Here is a 12,993-nt window from a genome sequence, read left to right on the forward strand (position 1 = left end):
TAAAAGGCAATGTTCGTGCCGCACGCGACCGCATTGCTCATGCGATGGTGACTAGCTGCCGCGCGTTTGCGGGATGCGGGCGGAGCGATGATCGACCTCACCCGCGTGCGTTTACGCTTGCGACAGTGGCCTCGGGCTCGTCGGGGCGATCTGAGCGCAGCTCTATGGCGTGAACTTGTATGACACCCCGGCGCGGACGGTATCGATCGTCTGCCGGCCGCCGCGATCGGTGGTGGGCGCACCGCCGGGCTCGGTCGTGGCGATGTTGGTCTTCGCTTCCACCGTGCCGAAATCGTAATGCAGATATTCGATGCGGCCGATCCAGTTCGAATTGCCGAGGAAGGTCTCGACACCCGCACCGGCGGCAACCCCGAAATGATTGCGCGCCGTCTCGACCACGGCGGCTGTGATCGGACTGGGGGCCGAATTGGCCGAGGAATCGATACGGTGCGCATGTTCGAACGCGAGACCGCCGGTGGCATAGAGCAGCCAGCCGCTCGACGGCGTCCAGCCGAGACGCCCGCGCACCGTGCCCAGATATTTGACGTTGTCCGACAGCGTGTCGCTGACGGTGCCGGCGAGCACGGTTGGGGTCGAGCCCTTGATGCCGGTCGCGCTGCCGTCGATCTCGACACCCGCAACGGCGCTCGCATACTGCCAGTTGTAGCCGGCCTGGCCGCCGCCGAGCCAGCCTTTCGACCTGATATCGCCGATGGTGACCCCGCCAAGCAAGGAGCCGTTCGAAAAATCGTTCTGCTTCCAGCCATAGCCGCCATGGGCGCCAAGATAGAAGCCGGACCAGCTTTGCAGCGATGGCATCGGGCCCGCCTTGGCATCGGCAAGTTTGGCATAGGCAAGCGCAGACACGGGCGAGACGGCGTCCGGCCCGAACTTGTAGGACACGCCGGCACGCACGAGGTCGACGGTCTGGTGGCCGATCGAGGTCGCCGCGGCAAAATTCGTCAACGGCGGCGAGACGGCGACCAGGCTTGAATCGGAACGGACGCGGCCGAAATCGTAGTGCAGATATTCCAGCCGCCCGATCCAGTTGCTGCTGCCGAGCATCATCTCGCCGCCCGCACCTGCAACCCAGCCGAAGCGGTCGCTCGGTGTAGCCGTCCGCGTGGTGGTGACGCCCGTCGCGGTGGTGTCCTGCTGCACCTGGGTGATCTCCAGCCGTTCCCAGGCGAGGCCGGCGGTCCCATAAAGCAGTATGGTGTCGATCGGCGTCCAGCCGAGACGGCCGCGCACGGTACCGAGATATTTCACCTTCTCGTCGAACTTCAGCGTCGAGGCGAAGCCAGGAGACGCAATCGATGCCGTCGAAGTGCTGCCCTTGATGTCGGCCGCGCTGAGGTCGGCCTCGAGGCCGGCGACCACTCGATTATATTGCCAGTTGTGGCCGAACTGACCGCCGGCGACCCAGCCTTGCGACTTTGCGCCGGTCAGCGCGCCGTCCGGCGCAAAGTCGAGCAGCGTCAGGGGCAAGGTCGCGGGATCATCGCCCCAGCCATAGCCGCCATGGGCGCCGGCATAGAACCCGGCCCAGCCGCTGCGCGCCGATGCCAGCACGGGCGCCTTGACGTGAGGCACCGGTGCTTGCCGCGCTGGCGCGCCAAACTTGTAGGACACGCCGACGCGAACCATGTCGATGGTCTGCGACCCCGACGTCGAGTTCACCTGGCCGATCGCAGCGGTGATCGCGGATGAGTCGGCGATCTGGCCGAAATCGTAGTGCAGATATTCGATGCGGCCGATCCAGTTCGGGCTGCCCAGCATCGCCTCGACGCCAGCGCCGGCGACCCAGCCGAACTTGTCGGTTGGCGTGCGGCTGGACGACAGCGTCGCACTGACCGGCGCCGTCGAGGTCTGCAATGTCTGCGATGTGGAGTCGAGCCGCTCCCAGGCGAGGCCCGCGGTCCCATACAGCAGCACATTGTCGGCCGGCAGCCAGCCGAGGCGGCCGCGAACGCTGCCGAGATATTGCGCCTTCTCGCCCAGCGTGATGGTCGTCGTGTCAGTCCCGCCGAGGAGTTGGCTGACCGCGTTGCTGCCCTTGATGTCGGTCGCCGAGAAATCGAACTCGAGCCCGGTGACGGCGCGGCCGAACTGCCAATTGTAGCCGGCCTGCGCGCCGTAGACGGCGCCTTTCCCGCGGATGCCGTTGATCGATTGCGGCGTCGCCAGCGCGAACGCCTCCGACTGTGAGAAGTCGTCGCGCTCCCAGCCATATCCGCCGTGGACACCAAGGTAGAAGCCCGCCCAGGACGCGGCGAGCGCCGGTGACGCCTTTACGGGCAAGTCGGCTCCGAGCGCCGAACCGGACAAGGCGATGATTGAGACGCTACAAAGAAGCAGGCAGCGCGGCGGCCGCAACGCCGTGTTCGATCCCGGCCCCATTCCCAGTCCCCAACGAAATTCCAAAAATATCCTAGCACAAATGGAATCACGGCGATTCGTGATTCGCTATCTCCCGTTGAGCGCGCGAACGCGAAAGCCTTGCGGCGTGTTCAAACGGCAACAACAAGCTTGCGAAAAATGCTGCTTTTGTCGGCACAAAGCAAGAAATCGCAATCAAGCGTTAAGAGATACGCGATTGCGAATCAGGAGGGCGCGCCTGCTGTTTGAAAGTTGAGTTACCCGATCACTCGCCCGAACTTGTTCGACTTCGGAAAGCCCTTCGGCGGCAGGCGGCCGGCATCTGCGCGGGTGCCTTTCCACTCGGCGAGCTCTCTCATGGTCGCGCTGAATTCGCGGCCGGCGGAGTCTTTCCAGGTGAGGCCCGCCTTGGCGTCGAACACCGCGATGTCGGAGAGGCCACCGTCCTTGTATTTCTGCAAGCGAACGCCGCGGCCGCGTGCCATCTCCGGCACTTCACTGAGCGGGAAGACCAGCATCTTGCGGTTCTCGCCGATGACCGCGATGGTGTCACCGAGCACCTCGGTGATCGCGCGCGCCTCGTTCGGCATGTCGACGTTGAGAACCTGCTTGCCCTTCTTGGTGGTGCCAACGCAATCGTCCTCGTTGACGACAAAGCCCTGGCCTTCGTGGCTCGCGACGAGGAATTTGCGCCCGCCCTTGTTGACAAACAGCGTGACGGGAGCTGCGTCCTGCTCGAGATCGATGAACAGGCGGATCGGCTCGCCATGACCGCGGCCGCCCGGCAGTTTTGCGACGTCGAGCGAATAGAATTTTCCGTTGGTGGCAAACAGCAGCAGCTTCGAGGTCGTCTCCGCGAAGAAGGTGAAGCCAAGCTTGTCGTCCTGCTTGAAGGCGAGGCCCGAGAGATCCTCGACATGGCCTTTCATGGTGCGGATCCAGCCCTTGTCGGAGACGACAACGGTCACCGGCTCGCGCTCGACGAGGGCTTCCTCCATTGCGGCAAGATCGTGCTCTGGCGCATCCGCAAAGGTGGTGCGGCGCTTGCCGAGCGGCGTCTTCGGTCCGAACATGTCGCGGACCTTGCTGACCTGCTCGGCGACCTTCTTCCACTGCTCGGCTTCGGACGCGAGCAATGCGTTGATGCCCTTGAGCTCGTTGCGAAGGTTCTTGTCCTCGGTGCGGATCTCCATTTCCTCGAGCTTGCGCAAGCTCCGGAGCCGCATGTTGAGGATGGCCTCGACTTGTACCTCGGTGAGCTTGAACGCCTTCATCAGCGCCGGCTTCGGCTCATCTACGGTACGGATGATCCTGATCACCTCGTCGATGTTGAGATAGGCGATCAGGAGACCGCCGAGGACTTCCAGCCGATGCTCGATCTGCGCCTTGCGGAAGTTGGTCCGGCGGATCAGGACGTCGCGCAAATGGTCGAGCCATTCGCGCAAGCACTCAGCCAGACCCACCACTTTGGGGATGCGGCCCTTCAGCAGCACGTTGAGGTTCAGCGGAATCTTGTTTTCGAGCTCGGTCAACCGGAACAACGATTCCATCATCAGGGCAGGATCGACGTTCTTCGACTTCGGTTCGATCACGAGACGGACGTCTTCGGCCGACTCGTCCCTGACATCGCCGACCAGCGGCAGCTTCTTCTGGTCCAGCAGCTCGGCAATCTTCTCGACGAGGCGCGACTTCTGCACCAGGAAGGGAATCTCGGTGATGACGACGACCCAAGTGCTACGGGCGCCCTCCTCTTGCTCCCACCTGGCGCGGACGCGGAAAGAGCCGCGGCCGGTGGTGTAGGCTTCAGCGATCGCCTGCTTGGAATCGACACAGATGCCGCCGGTCGGGAAATCCGGGCCCTTCACCCACTTCAGCAGGGCCTTCGATTTCGCGTCGGGCTTCTCGATCAGATGCAGCGCTGCCTCGCAGAGCTCGGCGGCATTGTGCGGTGGGATCGAGGTCGCCATGCCGACGGCGATGCCTTGCGCGCCGTTGGCGAGCAGATTCGGGAAGCCGCCCGGCAGAACCACCGGCTCCTTGGACTGGCCATCGTAGTTGGGACGAAACTCGACGCCGTCCTCGTCGATGCCGTCGAGCAGAAGCCGCGCAACCTCGGTCATGCGAGCTTCGGTGTAGCGGTAGGCCGCGGGGTTATCGCCGTCGATATTGCCGAAATTGCCCTGGCCGTCGACCAGCGGATAGCGCGAGGAGAAATCCTGCGCGAGGCGCACCATCGCATCGTAGATCGCCTGGTCGCCGTGCGGATGGAAGGAGCCCATCACGTCGCCGACGATTTTGGCGGATTTCTTGAAGGCCGTGCCCGGGTCGAGCCGGAGCAGGCGCATGCCGTAGAGGATGCGCCGGTGCACCGGCTTCAGGCCGTCGCGCGCATCCGGCAGCGCGCGGTGCATGATGGTGGAGAGCGCGTACGCGAGATAGCGCTCTTCCAGCGCCTCACGCAGCGGCACATCGTGAATTTCGGCCGGTTCTTCCGGCGGAACGATTCGTTTTCCCATGCCGCCCGGTTAAACCGTGAAGGCGAATCGGGCAAGGATGGATTGGTTCCCTGTGGGCTTCTACTGCCCTGCCCAGCCGGCGGTCACGGTCGGCTGAACCTTGGCCTGAGCGGTCACCGGCGCATTGGCCAGGCAACGGCGCGCGGCCTCGATTTCGGCCTCTGTAGCGCCCTTGGACCGCGCCCATGCCTCTGCGGCCCCAGCGGAATATTTGGCCACGTAGAACCTGACAACGGTGCAGGAGGCACGGCGAAACACACCCGGTTGCTCGCCTGCGAGGGCGTCCGGCGCCAGCGCGACAAGCGCTGCCGATATCAGCATTCCCTTGATCAACATCAGGCTATCCCCGGATTGGAACCCCAAGGGCAAGTCCGGGAACCCGTCTATTGTTCCGCAAACTGCTGCCTGATTGGGCAATACAGGGGCGCGCTGGCGTCATGGCGCGGGAAGCGCCGCCTTTTCATGGCGCTGGGAGCGCCGCTTTGGCCTGCTGCCGTGTCAGCGCGTTGATGAAGCCGGCCCGCGCGTCGGAATGGGCTTGCCCACGCGGCTCCAGCACATGGCGCAGCAGGAACAGGCCGGTGAGCCGAAAGCCGTCCTGGAGATCCTCATCGGTGAGGTCGTCCTGCACCTCGCCCTGGCGCAGGAACTGCGGCAGCCGCAACAGCCGATCGCGCCACGGCTCGCCTGCGCCGCGTGACACCGCGCCGCCGGATTTCGGCGAGACGTAGATCAGGTCCGTGGTCTCCCCGGTCACCGCGCAATTCTCCAGCGCCAGCCCGAAGCCAAGTTCGGTGAGCATCGCCAGTTCAAAATGGATGACGTGCACGGCGGCGCTGCCGATGTCGTCGAAATCGTCGAGCGAATGTTCGAGCAGCGCAAAAATCTCCCCGTGCGGATCGCGCTCCGGCAGGAGCCGCGCAATCGAGGCCAGATGGGTGACGCCGTAAACGCCATGGGACGATCCCAGCAGCGTCGCCGCGCGCAGCTTCAAGCCTTCGATCGCATAGGTGCCGAGATGCTCGTCGAGCCGCGCCCGCCACACCACGCTGACGCTGTTTCCCGGCTGCAAGAGCGGCCGCATCCGCGAGCCGGCGCCGCCACGCACGAGGCCGAGATGCCGGCCGTGCTCGCGCGTCAAAAGCTCGACGATGGCACTGGATTCGCCATGCCGCCGCACCCCCAGCACGATGCCTTCGTCGGTCCACTCCATGGACGGAAGTCTAGCGCATTTTGAGGAATCGTAGGGTGGGCAAAGCGAAGCGTGCCCACCAATTTGACCTCACGCGTTGAACCAGCCCTGCGCGTCGCCGCTAAAGGAGAAATACAGCCCGAACACCGTCAGCACGCAGGAGGCGATTTCGATGACGCTGTCGAGCTCCAGGCCCCGCTCGCCGATGATCTGGCCGAGCGAGATCACCGACAGCACCAGCGCTGCCGCCAGCACCCAGCGCGGCCAGTTCTTGCGCCCATGCGCGGCGAGCCAGACGAAATAGACCAGCAGCGAAATCATGGCGCCGGCGAGCAGCGTCGCCGTCATGATCATCTGCTCGGTCATGTCGACGGTGGGTGTGCGGTCCTGGACCGCGACCGACAGGGCATCCAGCATCAGCGAAGCATAGAGCAACGCTTCGAAGCGCTGGACGTTGCGGGGCACGCTCATCAAATACCGATCTTTTCTTGGTTATTCTTTGGGAAATTCCAGGCCCATCTCGCGATAGCGATCGGGATCGTCACCCCAGTTCTCGCGCACCTTGACGAACAGGAAGAGATGCACCGGCACGCCCAGGATTTCGCCGATCTCCTTGCGCGAGTCCGCGCCGATCGACTTGATGGTGGCGCCGCCCGCGCCGAGCACGATCTTGCGCTGGCTTTCGCGCTCGACGAAGATCGTCTGCTCGATGCGCACCGACTTGTCCTTGCGCTCCTCCCACTTGTCGGTCTCGACCGTGGATTGGTAAGGCAATTCCTGGTGCAGCTTGCGAAAGATCTTTTCGCGGGTGATCTCGGCCGCGAGATGCCGCATCGGCGCATCCGACATCTGGTCTTCGGGATAGAGGAACGGACCCGGCGGCACCATCTCGGCGAGCGTATTGCGGATGTCGTCGACGCCGTCGCCCGAGATCGCCGCAATCATGAAGGTCTTCGTGAAGGCCATGCGCTCGTTGGCGGCCTGCGCCAGCGCCAAAAGCTTCTCGCGCTGGACCAGGTCGACCTTGTTGATCACCAGGATCTTGTCGTGCTTGACGCTCGCGGCCTTGGTGAGGATCGCTTCGGCCTCCTCGTCGATCCCGGCCTTGGCGTCGAGCAGCACGCAGACAAGATCGGCGTCATGCGCGCCGCTCCAGGCGGTCGAGACCATGGCGCGATCGAGCCTTCGCTTGGGCAGGAAGATACCGGGCGTGTCGACCAGGATGATCTGCGCATTGTTCTCGATGACGATGCCGCGGATCAGCGCGCGCGTGGTCTGCACCTTGCGCGAGACGATCGTGACCTTCGCCCCGACCAGCGCGTTGACCAGCGTGGACTTGCCGACATTGGGGGCGCCGATCAGCGCCACGAAGCCGCAGCGCGTAGCAGTGGGCGTCTCGCCGCTTGCTTCAACCGTCATTGCCGCCGCCAACACCTTCACGTTCGATCATGACTGAGGCCGCGACCTTCTCCGCCGCGCGCTTGCTGCCGCCGGTGCCTTCGGCCGGCGCCAGCCCCGGCAGGTCCACCGCGACACGAAACTCCGGATCGTGATGCGGACCGGTGCGCTCGACCTCGCGATAGACCGGCGTCGGCAGTCCCTTCCCCTGTGCCCATTCCTGGAGCACGGTCTTGGGATCGCGCAGCGGCCGCCGCGGCTTGTGCATGCGCTCGGTCCAGTTGCGCTTGACGAACTCGTCCGCGGCCGCATGGCCGCCGTCGAGGAAGATGGCGCCGATCACCGCCTCGCAGATGTCACCGAGTATGGACTTGCGCAGCCGGGCGTCGGCGCTGGGGCCGACCGAGCCCAGCTTGATGTCGTCGAGCAGACCGAGCGACTTGGCGACGTCGGCGCAGCTCTCCTTGCGCACGAGCTCGGCAAGCCGCTTGGACAGCTCGCCCTCATCCGCGTTCGGGAAGGTATGATAGAGCATGTCGGAGACGACGAGCCCGAGCACGTGGTCGCCGAGAAATTCCAGCCGCTGATAGCTGTCGCCGCGCTTGCGCCCGGACTTCAGCGCCGAAACATGCGTGATCGCCAGCATCAGCAGGTTCGGATCGGCAAAGCCGTGCCCAATGCGCGCCTCGAGCGCCGCGTTCGCGTCAGCCGCCTTGGCCTTGCCGCTGCGCACCCGCTTCTTCTTCGCAGGCGTCTTGGACGTCAGCGTCTTGGTCACAGCTTCGCCGTCAGGGCCAGCTTGCGCCTCGATCGGTTGGGTCGTGATGTCCTTGGCTTCGTCTTTCATCGGACAATTTTGAAGAAACGATTCCAGCGCACCGCCCACGGCCAGCGCCAGAACATCCAGGCATGCTCGCCTTCGGCGATGGAGAAGAAGATCATCTGGGCGCGGCCGATCAGGTTCTCCTGCGGCACGTAGCCGACCTGGCCGAGGAAGCGGCTGTCGGTCGAGTTGTCGCGGTTGTCGCCCATCATGAAGAAGTGGCCGGGCGGCACGGTGTAGACGTTGGTGTTGTCCATATAGCCGTTGTCGGCGCAATCCAGCGTCTCATAGGACACCCCGTTCGGCAGCGTCTCCTTCCAGCGCTTCACCCGAGAAAGGCCGCCGCCTTCGGAACCGCAAGGATCTTCGCCGACAAATTCGCTCATGCGCTGCCGCTCGACCGGCGTATCGTTGATGTAGAGCAGCCCGTCCTTCATCTGGATGTGGTCGCCGGGAAGCCCGATCACGCGCTTGATGTAGTCGGTGGAATCGTCCTTCGGCAGGCGAAACACCACGATGTCGCCGCGGTTCGGGTCCGAACCCCAGATCCGCCCCGAGAACAGCGGCGGCGAGAACGGGATCGAGTAGTGGCTGTAGCCGTAGGAATATTTCGAGACGAATAGATAGTCGCCGACCAGCAGCGTCGCCTTCATCGAGCCGGACGGGATGTTGAAGGGCTGGAACAGGAAGGTGCGGATCACAAGCGCGATCAGGAGGGCATGGATCACGACCCGGATCGTTTCGCCGACGCCGCTCTCAGTTTTTGTTCCCGAAGTCACGCTCATTGCTCTCTCAATTCCGACCGGCGGTCACAGAGCGCCCTCCTCCCGCGAACGGCCCATCGCTGCGCGGCGCAAGGAGATTGTCCTGATTCTGATAGTGAGGGCCAATTCCGGCGTAAAGCCGAATTCGCCCGGGCTGATTTGCGTTCGCGGACTTTTAGACGGTTGTCGGGAGCCACGCAATCAAGGATCGCATCAAAAACGTATAAGATATTGATTTTTAATGAGAATTATAAAATTTTCGCCAGCCCATCAAGGCTTGGCCAGCGGAACGGCGGAAATGATCACGAAGGCCTGCGCCAGTGGCCAGTCGTCGGTGATCGACAAGTCGATCTGCGCCTCGAACCCCTCCGGCGTCAGGTCCTGAAGCCTGGCCAGAGCGCCCCCGGTCAGCCGCATGGTCGGCCGGCCCCCCGGCAGGTTGACCACCCCCATGTCGCGCCACCAGACGCCGCGCCGGATGCCGGTGCCGAGCGCCTTGGAGCAGGCCTCCTTGGCGGCAAAGCGCTTGGCATAGGTCGCTACCACCATCTTCTCGTTCTTGGCGCGCCGCTCCGCCTTGGCCCGCTCGGCGTCGGTGAAGATGCGACCGAGAAAGCGCTCGCCATGGCGCTCGATCACCTTGGCGACGCGGGTGATGTCGATCAGGTCGGAGCCGATGCCGATGATCATGCCCGGCTCCGGCCGCGGTCCATCGCCGCGCGCATGCTGCGCACCGTCTCGGCAAGGCCGACGAACAAAGCTTCGCCGATCATGGAGTAGCCGATGTTGAGCTCCATGATGTCGGGCAGCGCCGCGATCGTCTCTGCCGTCGCATAGTCGAGCCCGTGCCCGGCATGGACCTCCAGGCCAGCGGCCTTTGCGAGCTTCGCCCCCGCCACGATCCGCTGCCATTCGGCCTCAGCCTTGTCGGTATGGCCGTCGACCACGGCGTCGCACCACGCGCCGGTGTGGATCTCGATCACGGGCGCGCGCAGCCGCGCCGCCATCTCGATCTGCGCGGGGTCCGCGGCGATGAACAGCGAGACGCGGATGCCGGCATCGTTCAGCCGCGCGATGTAGGGTGCGAGCGCGTTGTGCTGGCCGACCACATCCAACCCGCCTTCGGTCGTCACCTCCTGGCGGCGCTCCGGCACCAGGCACACCGCATGCGGCTTGGTGGCGAGCGAGATGCGCATCATGTCGTCGGTCGCCGCCATCTCGAAATTCAACGGCTTGGAGATCTCGGCCTTCAGCCGCGCCATGTCCTCGTCGCGGATGTGCCGGCGATCCTCGCGCAAATGCGCGGTGATGCCGTCGGCGCCGGCCTCGATCGCGAGCAGCGCGGCGCGCACCGGATCGGGATTGCGGCCACCGCGCGCATTACGCAGGGTCGCGACATGATCGACATTGACGCCAAGGCGAAGCGGAAGAGCAGGCATTGCAAGGCTCACAAATTCGAAGGACAGGCGACTGCGAAAGACCGCCTATCCATTAACACGTTCGACGCGGGCGACGACCGCCTTCGCGCGCAACTGGGCCAGGATCGCACTGAGGTGCTTCAGATCGTAGACTTCGAGGTCGATCGTCGTCTCCGTGAAATCGGGCGAGCGGCGCTGCATGCTGATGTTGTCGATATTGCCATCATGCTCGGCGATCACGGTCGCGATCTGCGCCAGCGCGCCGGGCTCGTTGACATTCTCGACCTTGATGCGGGCCGGGAAACGCTGCGGCATGGAGTCCTCGATGTCCCAGCGGACGTCGAGCCAGCGCTCCGGCTCCTCCTCGAAATCCTTCAGGGCCGGCGACTGGATCGGATAGATGGTGATCCCCTCACCCGGTGTGACGATGCCGACGATGCGGTCGCCGGGCACCGCACCGCCGTTCGGTGCGAACTTCACCGGCAGGTCGGAATTGATGCCGCGGATCGGGATCGCGACCGGGCTGCGCGGCGGCTCGGAGGCAACCTTCTCCTTGAGCTTGGCCAACCCCTTCTTGATGCCGTAGCGCGCGACGCGCTCCTCTTTGTAGTCCGGATACATCGCGCGGGCGACGTGGGAGGCCTTGATCTCACCGCGGCCGACCGCCGCCATGACGTCCTCGATCGACGCGCGCGCAAGCCGCGGCAGCGCACCCTTCAGCTTGTCGTCGGCATATTCGATCTTGGCGCGCTCGAACAGGCGCTCCACGATACGCCGGCCGAGACCGGCATATTGATCGCGCACGGCGGTGCGCGTGGCGCGGCGGATCGCGGCGCGCGCCTTACCGGTGACCGCGAGCGTTTCCCAGGCCGACGGCGGCGCCGATTGCGCCTCCGAGGTCAGCACCTCGACCTCATCACCGTTCTGGAGCTCCGAGGACAACGGCGCGAACTTGCCGTTGATCTTGCAGCCCACCGCGCTGTTGCCGACATCGGTATGCACGGCATAGGCGAAGTCGATCACGTTGGCGTGGCGCGGCAGCGCGATCAGCTTGCCCTTCGGCGTAAAGCAGAACACCTGGTCGTGGAACAGCTCAAGCTTGGTGTGCTCGAGGAATTCCTCGGGGTTGGTACTCTCGGTGAGGATGCCGACGGTGTGGCGCAGCCAGGCAAACGCATTGGACTCGCGCTTGAGGAATTCGGTCGGCGAGCCCACGCCTTCCTTGTAGAACACATGCGCGGCGATGCCGCGCTCGGCGATCTGGTCCATCGCCTCGGTGCGGATCTGGAGCTCGGCGCGCTGGTTGCCGGGACCGATCACGGTGGTGTGGATCGAGCGGTAATCGTTCTGCTTCGGCGTCGAGATGTAGTCCTTGAAACGCCCCGGCACGACCGGCCAGGTGGTGTGGACGATGCCGAGCGCGCGATAGCAGGACTCGACGTCGTTGACGACGACACGGAAGCCGAAGATGTCGGACAATTGCTCGAAGCCGACCGACTTGCGCTCCATCTTGGTCCAGATCGAAAACGGCTTCTTGCGGCGGCCATAGACCCGCGCGCCCAAGCCCCTGTGACGCAGATTGTTGGAAAGCTGCGCCTCGATCTCGCCGATCAGGTTGCGGTTGCGCTCGGCGAGCGCATCGAGCCGTTGCATCACCACCGAATAGGCTTCGGGATCGAGGGTGCGGAAGGACAGATCCTCCAGCTCCTCGCGCATCTCCTGCATGCCCATGCGGCCTGCGAGCGGCGCATAAATGTCGAGTGTCTCCTCGGCAATGCGCCGTCGCGATTCCGTCGGCACGAACTCCAGCGTGCGCATGTTGTGCAGGCGGTCGGCCAGCTTCACCAGGAGAACACGGACATCGTCGGCAATGGCCAGCAACAATTTGCGCAGGTTCTCGGCCTGCTTGGCCTCGCGCGACACCAGCTCCAGCCGCTTCAGCTTGGTCAGGCCCTCGACCAGCGCGCCGATTTCCGATCCGAAGATCTGGTCGATCTCGGCCCGCGTCGCCTCGGTATCTTCGATCGTGTCGTGAAGCAGCGCAGCGACGATGGTCGCGTCGTCGAGCTTCAGATCGGTGAGAATCGCCGCCACTTCGAGCGGGTGCGAGAAATACGGATCGCCGGAGGCGCGGGTCTGCGAGCCGTGCGCCTTCATGGCGTAGACATAGGCGCGGTTCAGCAGATCTTCGTTGGTGTTGGGATTGTAGGACCGGACGCGCTCGACGAGGTCATATTGACGCATCATTCGCGCGCGCGGCTTCGCCGGCCGTGCCACCGGCGCAGTCGGGGCCACGGCAACCGATTCCGTTGCGGCCTGCATCTGCGTTGGTCTGCGGCGTCGATACACCATGCCGTCCTGCCTTCAAACGGGCCATGAACCAGCCCGTTGTATACATCTTAGCTCCGATCGCGTGCGCGTCCGATCAATTCAGTGACAGGTCGCGGTGCGAACCGACAACGCTATGGTAACCACGAAAACGCCAACAAAAGCAAAGGCCCGA

At 64.3% G+C, this 12,993-nt stretch carries 11 protein-coding genes; all 11 read right to left on the reverse strand.

All coding sequences use genetic code 11. From position 1 onward, the window contains the following. Nucleotides 1-162 precede the first annotated feature (162 nt). The 11 genes from UP06_RS33535 to UP06_RS33585 all read right to left on the reverse strand — a co-directional run bounded on the left by UP06_RS33535 (nucleotide 163) and on the right by UP06_RS33585 (nucleotide 12,842). Entirely contained in the window at nucleotides 163-2,301 is a 2,139-nt protein-coding gene (locus UP06_RS33535; protein ID WP_197087449.1) for an outer membrane protein, read from the reverse strand. Between the two features lie 335 nt (nucleotides 2,302-2,636). After that, nucleotides 2,637-4,895, reverse strand: a complete 2,259-nt coding sequence (parC, locus tag UP06_RS33540) for a DNA topoisomerase IV subunit A (protein ID WP_045007991.1) — start codon at nucleotides 4,893-4,895, stop codon at nucleotides 2,637-2,639. Between the two features lie 60 nt (nucleotides 4,896-4,955). Continuing rightward, nucleotides 4,956-5,231 (reverse strand): hypothetical protein, encoded by a 276-nt coding sequence (locus UP06_RS33545; RefSeq protein WP_045007992.1) that lies wholly within the window; start codon nucleotides 5,229-5,231, stop codon nucleotides 4,956-4,958. A 124-nt stretch (nucleotides 5,232-5,355) separates the two neighbouring features. Continuing rightward, nucleotides 5,356-6,108, reverse strand: a complete 753-nt coding sequence (gene recO / locus UP06_RS33550) for a DNA repair protein RecO (RefSeq protein ID WP_045007993.1) — start codon at nucleotides 6,106-6,108, stop codon at nucleotides 5,356-5,358. Nucleotides 6,109-6,177: 69 nt separating this feature from the next. Then, nucleotides 6,178-6,558, reverse strand: a complete 381-nt coding sequence (locus tag UP06_RS33555; RefSeq protein ID WP_045007994.1) for a hypothetical protein — start codon at nucleotides 6,556-6,558, stop codon at nucleotides 6,178-6,180. A gap of 21 nt (nucleotides 6,559-6,579) precedes the next feature. Further along, nucleotides 6,580-7,506, reverse strand: coding sequence for a GTPase Era (gene era / locus UP06_RS33560; RefSeq protein ID WP_045007995.1), 927 nt, complete (start codon nucleotides 7,504-7,506; stop codon nucleotides 6,580-6,582). Then, on the reverse strand, nucleotides 7,496-8,332 hold the full coding sequence (rnc, locus tag UP06_RS33565) for a ribonuclease III (RefSeq protein ID WP_045007996.1): 837 nt from the start codon (nucleotides 8,330-8,332) through the stop codon (nucleotides 7,496-7,498). The genes era and rnc overlap by 11 nt, the downstream gene beginning before the upstream one ends. Beyond that, complete coding sequence (gene lepB / locus UP06_RS33570; protein ID WP_045007997.1) at nucleotides 8,329-9,093, reverse strand: signal peptidase I; 765 nt, start codon at nucleotides 9,091-9,093, stop codon at nucleotides 8,329-8,331. Before lepB ends, rnc begins: the two co-directional genes overlap by 4 nt. 249 nt (nucleotides 9,094-9,342) lie before the next feature. Beyond that, nucleotides 9,343-9,762: a holo-ACP synthase gene (gene acpS, locus UP06_RS33575; RefSeq protein ID WP_045007998.1), complete on the reverse strand. Its 420-nt coding sequence runs from the start codon at nucleotides 9,760-9,762 to the stop codon at nucleotides 9,343-9,345. Then, nucleotides 9,759-10,511 carry a pyridoxine 5'-phosphate synthase gene (locus tag UP06_RS33580; protein ID WP_045007999.1) on the reverse strand — a complete coding sequence of 251 codons (753 nt, stop codon included), beginning with the start codon at nucleotides 10,509-10,511 and terminating at the stop codon, nucleotides 9,759-9,761. Before UP06_RS33580 ends, acpS begins: the two co-directional genes overlap by 4 nt. Nucleotides 10,512-10,556: 45 nt before the next feature. Beyond that, entirely contained in the window at nucleotides 10,557-12,842 is a 2,286-nt protein-coding gene (locus UP06_RS33585) for a RelA/SpoT family protein (RefSeq protein WP_045008000.1), read from the reverse strand. Nucleotides 12,843-12,993 lie beyond the last annotated feature (151 nt).

The organism is Bradyrhizobium sp. LTSP857 (genome assembly GCF_000938285.1).
Lineage (GTDB): Bacteria > Pseudomonadota > Alphaproteobacteria > Rhizobiales > Xanthobacteraceae > Bradyrhizobium.

Coding starts and splice junctions, on each gene's coding strand:
- acpS (WP_045007998.1), bottom strand. CDS start 9,762: ATGATCATCGGCATCGGCTCCGACCTGATCGACATCACCCGCGTCGCC.
- UP06_RS33555 (WP_045007994.1), bottom strand. CDS start 6,558: ATGAGCGTGCCCCGCAACGTCCAGCGCTTCGAAGCGTTGCTCTATGCT.
- rnc (WP_045007996.1), bottom strand. CDS start 8,332: ATGAAAGACGAAGCCAAGGACATCACGACCCAACCGATCGAGGCGCAA.
- era (WP_045007995.1), bottom strand. CDS start 7,506: ATGACGGTTGAAGCAAGCGGCGAGACGCCCACTGCTACGCGCTGCGGC.
- UP06_RS33585 (WP_045008000.1), bottom strand. CDS start 12,842: ATGGTGTATCGACGCCGCAGACCAACGCAGATGCAGGCCGCAACGGAA.
- lepB (WP_045007997.1), bottom strand. CDS start 9,093: ATGAGCGTGACTTCGGGAACAAAAACTGAGAGCGGCGTCGGCGAAACG.
- parC (WP_045007991.1), bottom strand. CDS start 4,895: ATGGGAAAACGAATCGTTCCGCCGGAAGAACCGGCCGAAATTCACGAT.
- recO (WP_045007993.1), bottom strand. CDS start 6,108: ATGGAGTGGACCGACGAAGGCATCGTGCTGGGGGTGCGGCGGCATGGC.
- UP06_RS33580 (WP_045007999.1), bottom strand. CDS start 10,511: ATGCCTGCTCTTCCGCTTCGCCTTGGCGTCAATGTCGATCATGTCGCG.
- UP06_RS33545 (WP_045007992.1), bottom strand. CDS start 5,231: ATGTTGATCAAGGGAATGCTGATATCGGCAGCGCTTGTCGCGCTGGCG.